General features: G+C 63.9%; 23 protein-coding genes. 16 read left to right on the top strand and 7 right to left on the bottom strand.

The genetic code is table 11. From position 1 onward, the window contains the following. Nucleotides 1–5 precede the first annotated feature (5 nt). Nucleotides 6–614 (bottom strand): TetR/AcrR family transcriptional regulator, encoded by a 609-nt coding sequence (locus tag AC51GT_RS11645; RefSeq protein WP_496328847.1) that lies wholly within the window; start codon nucleotides 612–614, stop codon nucleotides 6–8. A 120-nt stretch (nucleotides 615–734) separates the two neighbouring features. Between AC51GT_RS11645 and AC51GT_RS11640 the strand changes: the two genes are divergently transcribed. Beyond that, nucleotides 735–1,712: an alpha/beta hydrolase gene (locus tag AC51GT_RS11640; protein ID WP_496328846.1), complete on the top strand. Its 978-nt coding sequence runs from the start codon at nucleotides 735–737 to the stop codon at nucleotides 1,710–1,712. Nucleotides 1,713–1,730: 18 nt separating this feature from the next. Here AC51GT_RS11640 and AC51GT_RS11635 read toward each other — a convergent pair whose 3' ends face one another. Continuing rightward, nucleotides 1,731–2,315 carry a DUF4190 domain-containing protein gene (locus tag AC51GT_RS11635; RefSeq protein ID WP_496323299.1) on the bottom strand — a complete coding sequence of 195 codons (585 nt, stop codon included), beginning with the start codon at nucleotides 2,313–2,315 and terminating at the stop codon, nucleotides 1,731–1,733. A gap of 145 nt (nucleotides 2,316–2,460) precedes the next feature. Beyond that, nucleotides 2,461–2,976, bottom strand: a complete 516-nt coding sequence (locus tag AC51GT_RS11630) for an MTB12 C-terminal domain-containing protein (RefSeq protein WP_496328845.1) — start codon at nucleotides 2,974–2,976, stop codon at nucleotides 2,461–2,463. 217 nt (nucleotides 2,977–3,193) lie between these two features. Here AC51GT_RS11630 and AC51GT_RS11625 point away from each other — a divergent pair, with 217 nt between their 5' ends. The 5 genes from AC51GT_RS11625 (at nucleotide 3,194) to AC51GT_RS11605 (ending at nucleotide 5,119) form a co-directional block, all read left to right on the top strand. After that, nucleotides 3,194–3,460, top strand: coding sequence for a response regulator transcription factor (locus AC51GT_RS11625; RefSeq protein ID WP_496323301.1), 267 nt, complete (start codon nucleotides 3,194–3,196; stop codon nucleotides 3,458–3,460). A gap of 207 nt (nucleotides 3,461–3,667) precedes the next feature. Next, nucleotides 3,668–4,036: a 50S ribosomal protein L14 gene (gene rplN, locus AC51GT_RS11620; protein WP_020109916.1), complete on the top strand. Its 369-nt coding sequence runs from the start codon at nucleotides 3,668–3,670 to the stop codon at nucleotides 4,034–4,036. Nucleotide 4,037: 1 nt separating this feature from the next. Beyond that, a complete protein-coding gene (gene rplX / locus AC51GT_RS11615) occupies nucleotides 4,038–4,352 on the top strand; it encodes a 50S ribosomal protein L24 (protein ID WP_476030133.1) in 315 nt (104 codons plus the stop codon). A gap of 1 nt (nucleotide 4,353) precedes the next feature. Continuing rightward, the gene (gene rplE / locus AC51GT_RS11610) at nucleotides 4,354–4,932 is read left to right on the top strand and encodes a 50S ribosomal protein L5 (protein WP_495514981.1); all 579 of its coding nucleotides are present in this window, start codon (nucleotides 4,354–4,356) and stop codon (nucleotides 4,930–4,932) included. 1 nt (nucleotide 4,933) lies between these two features. After that, nucleotides 4,934–5,119, top strand: a complete 186-nt coding sequence (locus tag AC51GT_RS11605) for a type Z 30S ribosomal protein S14 (protein ID WP_023955966.1) — start codon at nucleotides 4,934–4,936, stop codon at nucleotides 5,117–5,119. A gap of 88 nt (nucleotides 5,120–5,207) precedes the next feature. Here the strand turns inward: AC51GT_RS11605 and AC51GT_RS11600 are convergent, their stop codons facing one another. Then, entirely contained in the window at nucleotides 5,208–5,708 is a 501-nt protein-coding gene (locus AC51GT_RS11600; protein WP_496328844.1) for a DUF4262 domain-containing protein, read from the bottom strand. 284 nt (nucleotides 5,709–5,992) lie between these two features. On the opposite strand from AC51GT_RS11600, the gene AC51GT_RS11595 reads away from it, so the two are divergent. After that, entirely contained in the window at nucleotides 5,993–6,814 is an 822-nt protein-coding gene (locus AC51GT_RS11595) for a hypothetical protein (protein WP_496328843.1), read from the top strand. Nucleotides 6,815–6,863: 49 nt separating this feature from the next. On the opposite strand, the gene AC51GT_RS11590 is transcribed toward AC51GT_RS11595, so the two are convergent. Continuing rightward, nucleotides 6,864–8,237 carry an AIM24 family protein gene (locus tag AC51GT_RS11590; protein WP_496328842.1) on the bottom strand — a complete coding sequence of 458 codons (1,374 nt, stop codon included), beginning with the start codon at nucleotides 8,235–8,237 and terminating at the stop codon, nucleotides 6,864–6,866. 366 nt (nucleotides 8,238–8,603) lie between these two features. Between AC51GT_RS11590 and rpsH the strand changes: the two genes are divergently transcribed. From rpsH to map, 9 genes are all read left to right on the top strand, one after another. After that, nucleotides 8,604–9,002: a 30S ribosomal protein S8 gene (rpsH, locus tag AC51GT_RS11585; protein WP_496323305.1), complete on the top strand. Its 399-nt coding sequence runs from the start codon at nucleotides 8,604–8,606 to the stop codon at nucleotides 9,000–9,002. Nucleotides 9,003–9,014: 12 nt separating this feature from the next. Further along, nucleotides 9,015–9,551, top strand: coding sequence for a 50S ribosomal protein L6 (gene rplF / locus AC51GT_RS11580; protein WP_496323306.1), 537 nt, complete (start codon nucleotides 9,015–9,017; stop codon nucleotides 9,549–9,551). Nucleotide 9,552: 1 nt separating this feature from the next. Further along, complete coding sequence (gene rplR, locus AC51GT_RS11575; RefSeq protein WP_496323307.1) at nucleotides 9,553–9,972, top strand: 50S ribosomal protein L18; 420 nt, start codon at nucleotides 9,553–9,555, stop codon at nucleotides 9,970–9,972. A 37-nt stretch (nucleotides 9,973–10,009) separates the two neighbouring features. Next, entirely contained in the window at nucleotides 10,010–10,678 is a 669-nt protein-coding gene (gene rpsE / locus AC51GT_RS11570; protein ID WP_496323308.1) for a 30S ribosomal protein S5, read from the top strand. Nucleotide 10,679: 1 nt separating this feature from the next. Continuing rightward, nucleotides 10,680–10,859 (top strand): 50S ribosomal protein L30, encoded by a 180-nt coding sequence (gene rpmD / locus AC51GT_RS11565; RefSeq protein WP_084835423.1) that lies wholly within the window; start codon nucleotides 10,680–10,682, stop codon nucleotides 10,857–10,859. Nucleotides 10,860–10,864: 5 nt separating this feature from the next. Beyond that, nucleotides 10,865–11,305, top strand: a complete 441-nt coding sequence (gene rplO / locus AC51GT_RS11560; RefSeq protein WP_496323309.1) for a 50S ribosomal protein L15 — start codon at nucleotides 10,865–10,867, stop codon at nucleotides 11,303–11,305. A gap of 186 nt (nucleotides 11,306–11,491) precedes the next feature. Further along, the gene (gene secY / locus AC51GT_RS11555; protein WP_496323310.1) at nucleotides 11,492–12,817 is read left to right on the top strand and encodes a preprotein translocase subunit SecY; all 1,326 of its coding nucleotides are present in this window, start codon (nucleotides 11,492–11,494) and stop codon (nucleotides 12,815–12,817) included. Next, nucleotides 12,814–13,359 (top strand): adenylate kinase, encoded by a 546-nt coding sequence (locus AC51GT_RS11550; protein ID WP_496328841.1) that lies wholly within the window; start codon nucleotides 12,814–12,816, stop codon nucleotides 13,357–13,359. The genes secY and AC51GT_RS11550 overlap by 4 nt, the downstream gene beginning before the upstream one ends. A 54-nt stretch (nucleotides 13,360–13,413) precedes the next feature. After that, nucleotides 13,414–14,205 carry a type I methionyl aminopeptidase gene (gene map, locus AC51GT_RS11545; protein WP_496328840.1) on the top strand — a complete coding sequence of 264 codons (792 nt, stop codon included), beginning with the start codon at nucleotides 13,414–13,416 and terminating at the stop codon, nucleotides 14,203–14,205. 19 nt (nucleotides 14,206–14,224) lie between these two features. Here the strand turns inward: map and dtd are convergent, their stop codons facing one another. Together dtd and AC51GT_RS11535 are read right to left on the bottom strand one after the other, a co-directional pair. Beyond that, entirely contained in the window at nucleotides 14,225–14,662 is a 438-nt protein-coding gene (gene dtd / locus AC51GT_RS11540) for a D-aminoacyl-tRNA deacylase (RefSeq protein WP_496328839.1), read from the bottom strand. A 9-nt stretch (nucleotides 14,663–14,671) separates the two neighbouring features. Next, the gene (locus AC51GT_RS11535; protein ID WP_496328838.1) at nucleotides 14,672–15,325 is read right to left on the bottom strand and encodes a hypothetical protein; all 654 of its coding nucleotides are present in this window, start codon (nucleotides 15,323–15,325) and stop codon (nucleotides 14,672–14,674) included. Nucleotides 15,326–15,386 lie beyond the last annotated feature (61 nt).

The following is a 15,386-nucleotide window of genomic DNA, read 5'->3' as shown; positions in this document are numbered from 1 at the left end:
CAGTCCTAGTCGGTGCGGTCCGTTCGGGTTCGCAGCGGTGTGGTCATCATCGAAGTGAGCATGTCGATGATCTCGTCCGGTTCGGATTCTGCCTGATCGCCGGACTCGGTTCGGCGTTCGAAGTCGGCGATCAATGCGAACATCGCGGTGGCCACCGCGGCCACCCGTCGGTGCCGGGTGGTGGTGTCACCGTCGAGCGATTTATCGAGCTGCTGAAGGACTTTCGGCCATTCGGTGTAACCCGTTGGGATGGATTCGTCGGGCCACGACGGCCGGGTCACCTCGAGGAATCGGGCGTAGTGGGTGCCCTTCATCTCCAGGATCGGTAGCACCAGGACACTGATGAGATCACGAACCGTCGGCTTCTTTCCCTGTGCGGCAAAGGTTTCCAACATGCGCGCGCGCTCGGACTCCATCGGGCCGAGGCGGCGCGCGACGATCGCTGCGATCAGCCCCTGGCGATTGCCGTAGTGGTACTGGACCGCGGAGTTGTTGCGGTGACCGGCCGCGACCGCGATGTCACGAAGGGGTACCTCGTATCCGCGGGTTGCGATCAGCCGTTCGGCCGCATCGAGCAACTCGCGTTTGCCACGGTCAAGGCCGGTATCGGTCATCAGGCCAGAGTTTACAGCCATGAGATGTGAACCACCCGCCGGCGTGTTTTACTTCCTCCAATGGAGGCTGCACTTCCATCGATCCTGGGGAGGAATCGAAAAGTGAGAAAACGGATACCAATGATCATCGCGGTTCTGATCATCGGCGCTGTCGGGGAATTCGCTGTCGCTGCACGTGTGGCCGCTGCGCCTGCAGAAGTCGACGTCGCCGCCGAAGCGCGGATTCAGGCGGTCGACATGGCGTCGCCACGCTGGGCAAAGCTGACCGTCTACTCGCCGTCCATGCAACGGGGGATCCGCGTGGACGTGTTGCTGCCCGAAGACCGAAGCGCCGAGAACAAACGTCCCACGCTGTACATGCTCGATGGGATCGATGCCGGGGTCTACACGGGTTACCGGCAGAGCGGGTGGACCCAATTCACCGACCTCGTCGACTTCACGGCCGACAAGAATGTCAATGTCGTGCTGCCGATCGGTGGTACCGGGAGCTATTACACGGACTGGCAACGGGACGATCCGGTCCTGGGCCGGAACCGGTGGGAGACCTTTCTCACCGATGAGCTGCCCCCGTTGATCGACCGGGAGTTCGCCGGGAACGGGCGAAATGCGCTGGAGGGGCTGTCGATGGGTGCGACCGGAGCCCTGATGCTCGCGGTGCGCAATCCTCATCTCTACGCGGGGGCGGCGCTGTTCAGCGGATGCCTGGATTTCCGGGACCAGACCTCCCAGCAGGCCTTGTCGGTGAGTGTGCGGACCCGGGGCGGCAATCCCGACAACATGTGGGGCCCGGCGTACAACCAGGCCTGGCGGGACCACGATCCGGCTCTCAACATCGCTGCGCTACGCGGCAAACCGCTGTACGTCGCCACCGGAAGCGGGTTGCCGGACTGGTCGCTGGGTCCCGCCGGTCTGGCCAGCCCGGTGGGTGGTGCCATCGAGGCAGGGGCTCTGGCATGCACCCGGACCTTCGAGGACAGCGCCAGGTCCGCCGGCGTTCCGGTCACGTACGACTACCGCGAAGGCCTGCATTCGTGGGGCTACTGGAAAGAAGACCTGCACCGGTCCTGGCCGACGATCGCCGAAGCCCTCGGTATGTGAGGCGGGTGTGCCGGCGCCTCAGGCGTCGGCGATGAGCATGACCCACGCCCCGGCGGCGAGTACGCACAGCGCGGTGAGAAGACCGCCGAGGATGATTCCGCTCCAGGCCTGACTCTCGCCGCTCTCGTATGGCCGGTCCTTGAGCTGGCCCAGCGCGATGACGCCCAGGACCACGCTCACCGGAGCGATCAGGGCGCCGGCGAAGCAGAAGAACATCGCGGGAAATGCGACGAGTGCGGAGACCAGCGAGCCGGTGGCCATCGAGTTCGAGCGGGGCCGCGCCACCAGATGTTGCGGGGCCATCAAATAGGGATTGGCGTAGTACTGCCCCTGGGCATACTGGCCAGGCGAATATTGGGCGGGCGGATACTGGGCGGGCGAGTACGCGACGGGATACGGCGGATAGGCCGGATCCAGCGCGGCGAGTGGATCGGCGTGAGGGTCGTACGGCTGCCAGAACTCCGCTCCGGGTGACGGTAGATCCGGTGTTGAGGGGTAGCCGGAAGACGTGGGCAACGGTGTCGTGTCGTGGCCGGGGCCAGGTGCGGGACCCTTGGTCAGATCGATCCGCCGGTGATCGGCAAAGCCATTGCTGTCGGTCATGTTTGCCTCTCTGCCAGACGCGCTGATTCCACTGTAAGGGAATCAAATGACCTGCTGCGTGAACTGTGGTGCATCCGGCCGATAAGGCGCGAGAAGGCCCGGCCGCAGAAGCGGCCGGGCCTTCTGGCGATGTGGCGTGAACGCCTCAGCGACCGCCGCCCATCGACGTCAGGGCGGTGACGGCATCGGTGGAGAGTTTCCAGGTGCCATCGGCGTAGACGTAGGCCAACGGCATCGCCACCGGCTCGGGGGTGTGGGGGCTGTCGACCTCGACGGTCGCCGTCGCGGTGGTGTCACCGTCGGCGGTCACTTCCGTCACCGTGAACTTGTCAGGGGTGTATCCGGCGGCCGAGAAGCCCTTGGCGAGCCCGGAAAGCCGTCCGGCGATGGCCGGATCGTCCGAGTCGACCAGATCGGTGTACGTCGCCGGGTCGGTGTCCGGGGACAGGACCCCCACGAGGACCTCCTGCGCGGTGTCGACCTCGAGTGCGGTGCCGGCTTCGGCACTGGTCGTGGTGCCCGAAGCCGCCGCCGCAGATGTCTCGGCGGCGGTTGAGGTGGAGGCTGTCGACGAGTCGGAATCGTCATCGCTGCAGGCGGCCACGCCGAACACGGCCAGGCCGATCAGAGCCGCGCCGGCCACGCTCTTGCGAAAGTTCATGTTTTCTCCTCGGAGACCGATTTTGTTAGCTGACACTAACCTAAGTTATTTGCCTGATCCAGCGTCGTTCCGGGTCCCCGTCGTTGGGTTCGGAATCGGGTGGGGTTGTCCCCCCAGAACTGGGGACTTACCGGGCCGGCCTGGACTTCCTAGGCTTTGGTGAGGGTCGGGGGGCTTGTGTAATGACGTCAACATCGCAGACGAAAAGAGTCGCCCCATGACTGTCGACAGTTCTATAGCCCCCTTGAGTGCAGCTCGGATCCCGGTTCTCTCGCCCCGGGAGGTCGAAGTGCTCCTCGCCTGGTTCGCCTTCGATTCCAAAGGGGAGGCGGCCGCGAAGCTGTATATTTCGCAGGCGACGGTCAACACCCACATCACCAGGATCCGGTCCAAATACTCGCTCGTCGGTAGGCCGGCCCGGACCAAATCGCAGCTGCTCGCCCGCGCGATCCAGGACGGGTTCACCTCACTCGACGACTGGTGAGCGGTCGCGACCAGCGGTGATTTGTATCCGACCTGGTCTTTCACCTATGCTTGACCGGTTGCCCGCGGCACGATTGTGTCCGCAAGTCGAGCAGCGAACCCCCTGCGGTGGATAACTGCAGGCAGGCGCGCCACCGATGGCAACGGACCGCGTGTGTCGGGACGGAAATCCGCCACACATATTTACCAGCCAGGTCAAGGAGAAAAAGTGATCCAGCAGGAATCACGCCTGCGGGTCGCCGACAACACCGGTGCCAAGGAAATCTTGTGCATCCGCGTGCTCGGAGGCTCGTCACGGCGCTACGCCGGCATTGGTGACGTCATCGTCGCCACTGTCAAAGACGCCATCCCCGGCGGAAACGTCAAGCGGGGAGAGGTCGTCAAGGCGGTCATCGTGCGCACCACCAAGGAGCGTCGTCGTCCGGACGGTTCGTACATCAAGTTCGATGAGAACGCTGCCGTCATCATCAAGAACGAGAGCGATCCGCGCGGAACCCGCATCTTCGGCCCGGTCGGCCGCGAGCTGCGTGAGAAGAAGTTCATGAAGATCGTCTCGCTGGCTCCGGAGGTGCTCTGATATGAAGGTTCACAAGGGCGATACCGTGATCGTCGTCGCAGGCAAGGACAAGGGCGCAAAGGGCAAGGTCATCGAGTCCTACCCGCAGCGCAACCGGGTCCTCGTCGAAGGCGTCAACCGGATCAAGAAGCACACCTCCGCCTCGCAGAACGAGCGTGGCGCATCCTCGGGCGGCATTGTCACCCAGGAAGCCGCCATCCACGTCTCGAACGTGATGGTCGTTGACTCTGACGGCAACCCCACGCGCATCGGTTACCGCACCGACGACAACGGCAAGCGCGTGCGCATTTCCCGCAAGAACGGGAAGGACATCTGACATGAGCACCACTGAGAAGATCCAGCCTCGGCTGAAGCTCCGCTACCGCGCGGAGATCAAAGACGCTCTGAACGAGCAGTTCGACTACGACAACGTCATGCAGATTCCCGGCGTCGTCAAGGTCGTCGTGAACATGGGTGTCGGCGACGCCGCCCGTGACGCGAAGCTGATCAACGGTGCGGTCAAAGACCTCGCGCTGATCACCGGCCAGAAGCCCGAGATCCGTAAGGCACGCAAGTCGATCGCGCAGTTCAAGCTGCGTGAAGGCATGCCCATCGGCGCGCGCGTCACCCTTCGTGGCGACCGCATGTGGGAGTTCCTCGACCGCCTCGTCTCGATCGCACTGCCGCGTATCAGGGACTTCCGTGGCCTGAGCGATCGCCAGTTCGACGGCAACGGCAACTACACCTTCGGTCTCAATGAGCAGTCGATGTTCCATGAGATCAACATCGACAACATCGACCGGCCCCGCGGCATGGACATCACCATCGTCACCACCGCGACCAACGATGACGAAGGTCGGGCACTGCTGCGTCAGCTCGGCTTCCCGTTCAAAGACTCAAACGCGAAGGACAACTGACATGGCAAAGAAGGCGCTGGTCAACAAGGCCAACAAGAAGCCCAAGTTCGCCGTGCGTGGCTACACCCGCTGCAACCGCTGCGGACGCCCGCACTCGGTCTTCCGCAAGTTCGGCCTGTGCCGTATCTGCTTGCGCGAGATGGCACACGCGGGCGAGCTGCCCGGTGTGCAGAAGAGCAGCTGGTGATCTTTTAGCCCTCGGCTGAACGCTCCACTTCTACAAAGACGCTCCACCTATTGGTGGAGCGTCTTTGTGTTTGTGGAGCGTTTCTGTGTCAGGGTCTGTTCTTGCGTCGTTGCGCCTGACGTCGCTGTGCCCGGTTGGGGGCAGTGGGTGGTGCGATCGCCCGCGGCGGACGCGGGCCACCGCTGACGTCGGACAGCATGCCCTTGATCTGCTGGTGGTCCGGTTGCAGTGTGTAGCCCTCATCCCAGGGGAATGTCCCGTGGTCGTCGGGCCAGACAACCTGCAGTGCAGGCGAATTCGGGAACAGCTCGTTGGTGATGATCAGATCTTGCTTGTCGATCAGTTCGATCAGCCGGACCGGGACGTCCAGTGATCGCAGTGAGACATCGACGGACTCGTCGACGATGCGGCACCAGTCGTACCCGTGAAGCAGATCGCCGAGTTCGTTGAGGACGTGTCCACTGGTTGCGGCGTCGAGTCCGTACACCGCAAGCTCTGGGAGCGAGTGCAGTCCCAGGCCGGTGGTGTAGGCGAATGAGCAGTCGGGTGGAACGCACTCGGCGGAGTCGCAGTCGCACTTGTCGCTCACGGCCGTCACCGCCAGCCGTGTCTTCTGATCCGGCCGATCGCCGACTGCACGAGAGGGTTGCGGTGCCACCGGGGAAGCCCTTTGATGGCCGATGCATGGTCAGACATGTTCGCTCCTTTGTTCGAGTTGGAACATTGGAACAGTGCCGTCGGACAACGAGACATCTTCGTCCCCGTCAGGTGCCACCGAGGGCACTATGCCCTTGGGCCCAGCTCACGGGGTCGGTTTATGGCGATGTGGGGCCGGCACGGGATTCGGCGCGTCCCATCAGGGTGGAAACAGGGGTGTTCAGTGCGGCCGAGTTGGCGAGGCGGGGGTTCGACCGGTCGGGTCTGCGCAAGCACGTCCGGGATGGATCCCTGATCAGGCTGCGCCCCGGGTGGTACGCGACGCCGACAGCGGATTCGGTTGTGGTCGAGGCGGTCACGGCCGGCGGCGTGCTCAGTTGTGTCTCGGCGCTGCGGCACCACGGCATCTGGGTACCCCCTGGCGACAAGCGTGTTCACGTCCGGGTCAGCAAGCACGGAAAGCAGAAAGGAGGCCGGTTCTGCCAGGGCTACGGCAGACCGGTTCCTGCGACAACCGCGGTCGATCCGATACCGATCGCGCTCGGGTGCGCCGCCCGGTGCCTGGGTGAGCAGGAGTGGATTGTCGTATGCGATTCAGTCCTGGGCATCACCGAGGTGGATGTGCCGACTTTGCAGGGTCAGATCGGTGCGGTGCCCCGGCGAATCCTGGACATGATGTCCAAATGCGATTCGTCGTCCCAGTCGGGTACAGAATCGTTGGCTCGATTGCGTTTGCGCGCAGCAGGATTCGCTGTCCATGTGCAACCGAAGATTCCCGCTGTCGGCAGGGTTGACCTACGCGTGGGGCGATTGCTGATCGAGTGTGACAGCAAGGCGCACCACACGAGTCTGGCGAATTATCAAAACGATCGTCGCCGGGACCGGCAGGCGCTGCTCGGTCGGTGGTTGACGATGCGGATCACCTATGACGATGTTCTGTACGGCTGGGACGAGGTGCTGGCCGACGTTCGGGCGATCACCCGTACCGACCGGCATCGAATCCGGGGGCGGCCTCAGGATCGTCCCCGTCAGGGGTAGCCGAGGGAAGTGTGCCCTTGGCGACCTCTGCAGGGGATGAACTTGGGGACTAGCGGCCGAGTAGGCCGCCGAGACCGCCGGCGACGCCGGACTGGTTACCGCCACCGGTGCCGCCGATGAAACCGCCCGGCGGGAGTTCGGAGGGCTGCACGACCACAAAACCCTGACCACTGAAGGCGAGGGTGAACCGTTCGCCGGTGCTGCGGCCCATCAGGGTCCCGAGGTTGAACGAATCGTTGCGTTTGATGCTGGTCTGCAGGCTCGACGACCATGCGACCGCAGCGTTCGGATCGGCGAAGGTCTGCTGATCGACGGTCAGGACCACCGGATTCCCGTCGGTGGTGATCGCGATCCGGCCCCGGCCGGTGAACACACAGTTGAACAATCCAGCATTGCTCTGCGAGGCCGCGCCCTGGACCCGCTTGACGTCGTAGCTCAGGGTCGAGTCGAAGGCGAGCACGTTGGCGCCGTTGATGGTCAGCCCGTCCGAGCCGTCGAGATCGATCAGGTGGACGTCGGCGGCCGCGTCGGCCAGGAACAGGTCGCCTTGGCCGGTGACCTTCATCAGCGGGACGCCTTCGCCGCTCAGGGTGTTCCGGATGGCCCGCCCGATACCGCCGGAGCCCTGGGCCTCGAAGGTGAGATTGCCCTGGTAGGCGACCATCGAACCCGAGCGCGCCATGACCTCGCCGTTCATGCCGACGCGACACATCTTGCTGCCCTGCTTCTGGATGCCGCTGCCGGACACCTCGGCGTGCGCCGGTGCGAAAAGGTCACTGTTCATGGCGGGAACTCCCTGGTGCTGTGCTGCGGGTGGGGTCTGTGCGTATGTCTGGGCGGGGGCCGGTCGGTTCGGTGGTGGCGCGCCCTGGCCGGCCGGTGGCCATGGCATGGGGTCCGGCGTCTGGGTTGCCGGGGCTGGATCGTCGTCGACCTGGATGCCGAAAGCTGTTGCCAGACCGGCTAATCCGTCGTCGTAGCCCTGTCCGACTGCACGGACCTTCCAGGCGTCGCCGCGGCGGTAGACCTCCATGCAGACAACACCCGACTCCGAGGTCAGGCGGGCCGGGGTGAACGACACGGTCGGACGACCTGAGCCGTCGCGCAACTCGGCCCGCAGCGTGCCCGCCGTGGCGAACGTGGTCGGGCCGGTGCCGTCGAGGCTGGCGGTGATCGCGATCGTCTCGATGTCGCCGGGAACTCTGGTCGTGTCGATGGTGATGATGTCGCTGCGGGCGTCGGTGCTGTAGACCACGCCCGGACCGCTGGACTGGTTGTAGAAGATCAGGTCGTCGTCCGAGCGGACCCGGCCGTTCGACGCCAGTAACACCGCCGACGTGTTGACCGGGGATGCGCAGGTGACGGAGACACTGATCAGCTGCGAGGGCAGGGGAGTATTTTCTCCTGGAGCAAGTTCTCTCATGGCCCCATCCATTGTTCCAGGCGGGCTGGTTCGGCGGGTGATCTGGCGGCTGGTACGGCGCAATTTGGCCTGAGCAGCTGTTTTCCTTACACTGGGACAGTTGCCTCGGCAGAGCCGTGCCTTCGGTCGGTTCGAAATGCCCAGGTAGCTGAGAATTTTCTTGGCCTTGAGCTTTGAAAACTCCTGAGTGCACCTGTGCATTCGGGGGAGCACCACCCCTGACCGGCAACGGTCGGTCAGGACAGAACTCACTTCGTTGTAGGCCCACGATGTGACGTAAAAGGCCCGACGAATGCCCCGGCGTTCACGGGAACCGGTGCGCGCATGCTGCATGGGAACCGCTGCGAGAAAGGTTGACGGTCTCTTATGACCATGACTGATCCGATTGCAGACTTCTTGACGCGTCTGCGTAACGCCAATTCGGCGTATCACGATGAGGTGTCGCTGCCCGCGTCGAAGATCAAGGCGAACATCGCCGAGATCCTCAAGCGCGAGGGCTACATCACCGACTACCGCACAGAAGATGCTGAAGTCGGCAAGAACCTCGTCGTCTCGCTGAAGTACGGCCCCACCCGCGAGCGGAGCATCGCCGGCCTACGCCGCGTCTCCAAGCCGGGCCTGCGGGTCTACGCAAAGTCCACAAATCTGCCAAAGGTGCTCGGTGGCCTGGGCGTGGCGATCATCTCCACGTCCTCGGGTCTGCTGACCGACCGCCAAGCCGCCAGCGCGGGCGTGGGCGGCGAAGTCCTCGCGTACGTCTGGTAAGGGGCACAAACTATGTCGCGTATTGGAAAGAACCCGGTCGCAATTCCGGCCGGAGTAGACGTGAAGATCGACGGCCAGATCGTCAACGTCAAGGGCCCCAAGGGGCAGTTGTCGGTGACGATCTCGGAGCCGATCGCTGTCGCCGTTGAGGAGGGGACCATTGTTGTCACCCGTCCCAACGACGAGCGCCGCAACCGTGCACTGCACGGCCTGAGCCGCACCCTGGTGGCCAACCTGGTCACCGGTGTCACCGAGGGATATGTCCGCAAGATGGAGATCTTCGGTGTTGGTTACCGTGTGGCACTGAAGGGCAGCGACCTCGAGTTCGCGCTCGGATACAGCCACCCGGTGCCGATCAAGGCGCCTGCCGGCATCACTTTCACGGTGGAATCGCCCACCAAATTCTCGGTTTCGGGAATCGACAAGCAACAAGTCGGACAGATCTCGGCGAACATCCGCCGCCTGCGCCGTCCCGACCCGTACAAGGGTAAGGGCGTCCGCTTCGAGGGTGAGCAGATCCGTCGCAAGGTCGGAAAGACGGGTAAGTGACATGAGTGAAGCAACAGTGACTAAAACTGCGGGAAAGCCCAAGCGCGTTCCCCTCGGTAAAGACGCATCGACCCGTCGTCGGGTCTCCAACGCACGCCGTCACTTCCGGCTGCGTAAGAAGATCAGCGGCACCCCTGAGCGTCCTCGCCTGGTGGTCAAGCGGAGCTCACGTCACATCCACGTGCAGCTCATCGACGATCTCGCCGGTAACACCGTGGCCGCAGCCTCGACCATCGAGGCCGATGTCCGCGCGACCGGTGGCGACAAGTCGGCACAGAGCAAGAAGGTCGGCGAACTGATCGCCGCCCGCGCCAAGGCTGCCGGTGTGCAGGCCGTGGTGTTCGACCATGGTGGCCACGGCTACCACGGCCGTATCGCCGCGTTGGCGGACGCCGCCCGTGAGGGAGGGCTCGAGTTCTGATGTCGACCACAACGATTTGCAATGGAAGGACCATCTGATGCCGGGACGTCAGCGGCGTGATGGCGGTACCGGAAGCGGACCCGCCGGAAGTAACAGCAATGACCCGAACGCCAACAACGCGGGCGGCGACCGCCGCGGTGGCGGCGGCAACCGTGACCGTCGCGACAACCAGCGCGGTGGCGGCCGGGAAGACAAGAATCAACTAGAGCGTGTGGTTGCCATCAACCGCGTCTCGAAGGTGGTCAAGGGTGGACGTCGGTTCTCCTTCACCGCTCTCGTGGTCGTCGGTGACGGCAACGGACTGGTCGGTGTCGGCTACGGCAAGGCCAAAGAGGTTCCGGCCGCGATCCAGAAGGGTGTCGAGGAGGCTCGTAAGAGCTTCTTCCGCGTCCCGATGATCGGCGCGACCATCACCCACCCCGTGCAGGGCGAAGCCGCTGCCGGTGTTGTGATGCTGCGTCCGGCCAGCCCCGGTACCGGTGTGATCGCCGGTGGCGCGGTGCGTGCCGTGCTCGAGTGCGCGGGTGTCCACGACATCCTCGGCAAGAGCCTCGGTTCGGACAACGCCATCAACGTGGTCCACGCGACCGTTGCAGCTCTCAAGATGCTGCAGCGCCCCGAAGAGGTTGCCGCACGTCGCGGTCTGCCGATCGAGGATGTCGCCCCGGCCGGTATGTTGCGCGCCCGAGCAGGACAGGGAGCTTGATATGGCCGAGTTGAAGATCACCCAGGTGAAAAGCACCATCGGGCAGAAGAGCAATCAGCGTGACAGCCTGCGGACCCTCGGTCTCCGAAAGATCCGCCAGACCGTCACCCGCGAGGACAATGCCCAGAACCGCGGCTTGATCAAAGCGGTCCGGCACCTCGTGACCGTCGAAGAGGTTTAGTCACAATGACAATCAAATTGCATCATCTTCGCCCCGCACCGGGGTCGAAGACAGAAAAGACCCGCGTGGGTCGTGGTGAAGGCTCCAAGGGTAAGACCGCGGGTCGCGGCACCAAGGGCACCAAGGCACGCAAGAACGTGCCGGCCGGCTTCGAGGGTGGGCAGATGCCCATTCACATGCGGCTGCCGAAGCTCAAGGGCTTCAAGAACCGCAACCGGGTCGAGTACCAGGTTGTCAATCTCGACGACATCGCCCGGTTGTTCCCCGAAGGGGGCACCATCGGTGTCGAAGAGTTGGTCGCCAAGGGCGCGGTTCGTAAGAACGAACTGGTGAAGGTGCTCGGAGAGGGCGAATTGTCGGTGGCCGTGCAGGTCAGCGCCAACAAGTTCTCGTCGTCGGCCAGCGAGAAAATCGCTGCTGCCGGCGGTACGACGACTGTCCTGTAAGGCAGCCGTAGTCCATCGACCACCCGGACTCGCTACAGTGGCGGACGGCGCGGACATCATTGCCGCGCCGTTCGTCACTTCAGTGGTCACCGCTCGGTTCCCCGAACCGGTGACTGTTAGAGTTCAAGAGTTGTTCGTAGCCCGGTGCAACGCTGCTGCCGGAGCGACTTTGCCCAGGAGGAGTTAGTGCGTTCCGCCGTCATATCGGCCTTCAGGACACCCGACCTGAGGCGGAAGATTCTCTTCGTTCTGGGAATCATCATCCTTTATCGTCTCGGTGCGACCATTCCGTCGCCCGGCGTCGACTATCAAGAGATCCAGCAGTGTCTGGACGATGTCTCGCGTGGAGATTCCGCGGGCATCTACTCGCTGATCAACATGTTCTCCGGTGGAGCTCTGCTCCAGCTGTCCGTGTTCGCGATCGGCATCATGCCGTTCATCACCGCGAGCATCATCGTGCAGCTGTTGACCGTGGTCATCCCGCGCTTCGAGCAGTTGCGCAAGGAAGGCCAGTCCGGTCAGGCCAAGATGACGCAGTACACGCGTTACCTCACGGTGGCGCTGGCGCTCCTGCAGTCCACGGGCATCGTCGCCCTGGCATCGCGGGGCAATCTGCTGCCCGACTGTTCGAACAGCGATCAAATCCTGAACGACCAGTCGATCTTCGGGCTTCTCATCATCGTGCTGGTCATGACGGCCGGCGCCTGTGTGGTGATGTGGTTCGGTGAGCTGATCACCGAGCGCGGCATCGGCAACGGTATGTCGCTGATGATCTTCGCCGGTATCGCCGCACGTATCCCGTCCGAGGGCAAGACCATCCTCGACACCCGTGGCGGCCTGGTGTTCTTCCTGGTGATCCTGGCCGCGTTGGCGATCGTCGCCGGTGTCGTCTTCATCGAGCAGGGCCAGCGCCGCATCCCGGTGCAGTACGCCAAACGCATGGTCGGACGGAAGATGTACGGCGGTTCGTCGACCTACCTGCCGTTGAAGGTCAACCAGGCCGGCGTCATCCCGGTGATCTTCGCGTCGTCGCTGTTGTACCTGCCCAACCTGATCCTGCAGCTGACGCAGAGCCAGACCGAAGAGCCTTCGTGGTGGCAGCGTCAGATCCAGACATACCTGGTGGACCCGAGCAACCCGGTCTACATCCTCGTCTACTTCCTGATGATCATCTTCTTCACGTACTTCTATGTGGCGGTCACGTTCAACCCACAGGAACGTGCGGACGAGATGAAGAAGTACGGCGGCTTCATTCCGGGCATCCGTCCGGGTCAGCCCACTGCCGACTACCTCGGCTACGTGTTGAGCCGGATCACCCTGCCCGGATCCATCTACCTGGGCATCATCGCCGTTCTGCCGAACCTCTTCCTGGAGATCGGCAACTCGGGTGGTGTCCAGAACATTCCGTTTGGCGGTACCGCGGTGCTGATTATGGTCGGCGTCGGTTTGGACACCGTCAAACAGATCAATTCGCAGCTCATGCAGCGCAAGTATGAAGGGTTCCTCAAGTGAGACTGGTGTTTCTCGGCCCGCCCGGAGCCGGCAAGGGTACACAGGCCGAACTGCTCTCGGAGAGCATTGGTATCCCGCACATCTCGACCGGAGATCTGTTCCGCGCGAATATTTCACAGGGGACTCCGATCGGCCTCGAGGCCAAGAAGTACCTCGACGCCGGCAATCTCGTACCGTCGCAGATCACCGTCGACATGGTGCGGGCACGGGTGGCGGAGCCGGATGCGGCGAAGGGTTTCATCCTCGACGGGTTCCCGCGGTCGACCGAGCAGGCCGACGCGCTGACCGGGATCCTCTCCGATCTCGACACCAAGCTCGACGCCGTGCTGTCGTTCAGCGTCGACGAGGACGTCGTCGTCAAACGGATGCTGGCCCGCGGCCGCGCCGACGACACCGAAGAGGTCATCCGCAACCGCATGCGCGTCTACGAAAAAGAGACGTCGCCGTTGCGTGAGTACTACGGCAATGCGGTCAAGACGATCGACGCCATGGGTGACGTGAACGAAGTGCATCAGCGGGTGCTGCGCGCCCTTGGTGCCTGATCGCAGTACCGGTGGTGCCCCGATCTCACGGTCAACACGAATCAGAAGGTGATCATGGGGTTTCGTAAACCGAAACCGGTCCCATTCCGCAGTGCCGGTGAGGTGGACGCCATGGCGGCCGCCGGCGCTATCGTCGGACGCGCCCTGGTGGCGGTCCGCGAGGCTGCCAAACCCGGTGTGACGACCCTTGAGCTCGACGAGATCGCCGAGGCCGTCATCCGTGACGCCGGAGCGGTCCCGTCGTTCCTCGGGTACCACGGGTTCACCGGGTCGATCTGCAGTTCGGTGAACGAGGTCGTGGTGCACGGCATCCCGTCGAAAGACGTTGTGCTGGCCGAACACGATCTCGTCTCGATCGACTGTGGTGCGATCCTCGACGGGTGGCACGGCGATTCCGCCTGGACCTTCGGGATCGGTGAGTTGTCCCAGGCCGACTCCGATCTGAACGAGGCCACCCGACTGGCTCTCGATGCGGGCATCGCGGCGATGGTCGAGGGAGGTCGTCTCACCGACATCTCCCACGCGATCGAAACCGCCACCCGCGCCGCGGAGAAGAAGTTCGGGCGCGAGTTCGGGATCGTCGACGGCTACGGCGGTCACGGAATCGGGCGCGAGATGCACCTCGATCCGTTCCTGGCGAACGAGGGCAAACCAGGACGTGGACCGGTTCTGGTGATCGGTTCGACGCTGGCCATCGAGCCGATGTTGTCGCTGGGAACGGTGGATACCACTGTGCTCGAAGATGATTGGACCGTCGTCACCGACGACGGGAGCCGGGCTTCGCACTGGGAACACACCGTTGTGGTGACCGGCGACGGACCGCGGATTCTCACCACCCGGCCGTAGCGCCCGGCGTTCTGGGCACCTACACCTCGAGGGCGATGGTGACCGGACCGTCGTTGACCAGTGCCACCTGCATATGGGCGCCGAAGCGTCCCGTTTCAACGTGCGCGCCCAACGCCCGTAGCCCGGAGATGACCTGCTCGACAAGCGGTTCCGCAACGGGCCCGGGCGCGGCCGCATTCCACGATGGTCGCCGACCCTTGGCGGTGTTGGCGTACAGCGTGAACTGGCTGATCGCCAGGATCGGTGCCCCGACGTCGGCTGCGGAGCGTTCGCCGTCCAAGATGCGCAGGCGCCAGATCTTTTCGGCGAGCGTGGCGGCCTTGGCATCGGTGTCGTCGTGGGTGACGCCGATCAGCGCGACCAACCCCTGTGCGCCGTCGCTCAATGGCAGAGCCCCCACCGTTTCGCCATCGACGCTGACCGACGCGGCGGTGACGCGTTGCAAGATTGCTTTCACCCGGTCAATTCAATCAGTGGCGAGTTGATAGGCGACGACGACCTCGACCGGTCCGGTGGGAGCGCTCTCGTCTCCGCCTTGCACCGTCCACGGTCCGGTCGAGGTATCGATGACGTCTCGGACCGGATTGCCGATTCCGGGTAGCGGCTCGGTGTAGACGCCTTTGGTCGGGCCTCCGGTGCAGCCGTAGACGTGCACATAGCGGACATCGCCGGTGGCCACGGCCATCGGGTTGCGGCCGAGGGTGCATCGGGAATCGTCGGCGAGGTCGAGTCCGGCGGGGATGTAGGGGCTGACGTCGGACATCATCGTGAACGTGGCGCCCATCGTGCCCAGCTCCCGGTCGCGGGGATCGGCGAGACAGGCGGCGGTGTTCTCGGCGGCCTGCCAGCAGAACCGGAGCCCGTCCGGGGTCTCGGAGCACCGGTAGCCTCCGCTGATATCGGTGAAGCACTCCAGCGGAGCCAGGGTTGCGACGTCGTGGGTGCTGTATCCGGCGACGAGCATGCCGTCGCGGTGGGGCCCGAACGGGTTGATCGCGCGGACCTCGGTGGCTGCCGCGGGTGTACTCGATCTCGTCGGACGGTCGGGGTCGGGGTTCTGCGTGGCGCAACCACAGATCAGCGCGATCGAGATGGCGACCAGAGCCACGGCAGTCCGCATGGGTGCGACATTACGTTCGTCGCCTGCCGGTTTGAAGCCCGCTGAGGTCATTGGCGGCAAT

The sequence above is a fragment of the Williamsia sp. z34 genome (assembly GCF_059553395.1).
This window is presented reverse-complemented; position numbering and strand designations above follow the sequence as displayed.

Excerpts from the sequence above, each read along its gene's own strand:
- AC51GT_RS11645 (WP_496328847.1), bottom strand. The coding sequence starts at position 614 with ATGACCGATACCGGCCTTGACCGTGGCAAACGCGAGTTGCTCGATGCG.
- AC51GT_RS11640 (WP_496328846.1), top strand. The coding sequence starts at position 735 with ATGATCATCGCGGTTCTGATCATCGGCGCTGTCGGGGAATTCGCTGTC.
- AC51GT_RS11635 (WP_496323299.1), bottom strand. The coding sequence starts at position 2,315 with ATGACCGACAGCAATGGCTTTGCCGATCACCGGCGGATCGATCTGACC.
- AC51GT_RS11630 (WP_496328845.1), bottom strand. The coding sequence starts at position 2,976 with ATGAACTTTCGCAAGAGCGTGGCCGGCGCGGCTCTGATCGGCCTGGCC.
- AC51GT_RS11625 (WP_496323301.1), top strand. The coding sequence starts at position 3,194 with ATGACTGTCGACAGTTCTATAGCCCCCTTGAGTGCAGCTCGGATCCCG.
- rplX (WP_476030133.1), top strand. The coding sequence starts at position 4,038 with ATGAAGGTTCACAAGGGCGATACCGTGATCGTCGTCGCAGGCAAGGAC.
- rplE (WP_495514981.1), top strand. The coding sequence starts at position 4,354 with ATGAGCACCACTGAGAAGATCCAGCCTCGGCTGAAGCTCCGCTACCGC.
- AC51GT_RS11605 (WP_023955966.1), top strand. The coding sequence starts at position 4,934 with ATGGCAAAGAAGGCGCTGGTCAACAAGGCCAACAAGAAGCCCAAGTTC.
- AC51GT_RS11590 (WP_496328842.1), bottom strand. The coding sequence starts at position 8,237 with ATGAGAGAACTTGCTCCAGGAGAAAATACTCCCCTGCCCTCGCAGCTG.
- rpsH (WP_496323305.1), top strand. The coding sequence starts at position 8,604 with ATGACCATGACTGATCCGATTGCAGACTTCTTGACGCGTCTGCGTAAC.
- rplF (WP_496323306.1), top strand. The coding sequence starts at position 9,015 with ATGTCGCGTATTGGAAAGAACCCGGTCGCAATTCCGGCCGGAGTAGAC.
- rplR (WP_496323307.1), top strand. The coding sequence starts at position 9,553 with ATGAGTGAAGCAACAGTGACTAAAACTGCGGGAAAGCCCAAGCGCGTT.
- rpsE (WP_496323308.1), top strand. The coding sequence starts at position 10,010 with ATGCCGGGACGTCAGCGGCGTGATGGCGGTACCGGAAGCGGACCCGCC.
- rpmD (WP_084835423.1), top strand. The coding sequence starts at position 10,680 with ATGGCCGAGTTGAAGATCACCCAGGTGAAAAGCACCATCGGGCAGAAG.
- rplO (WP_496323309.1), top strand. The coding sequence starts at position 10,865 with ATGACAATCAAATTGCATCATCTTCGCCCCGCACCGGGGTCGAAGACA.
- map (WP_496328840.1), top strand. The coding sequence starts at position 13,414 with ATGGGGTTTCGTAAACCGAAACCGGTCCCATTCCGCAGTGCCGGTGAG.
- AC51GT_RS11535 (WP_496328838.1), bottom strand. The coding sequence starts at position 15,325 with ATGCGGACTGCCGTGGCTCTGGTCGCCATCTCGATCGCGCTGATCTGT.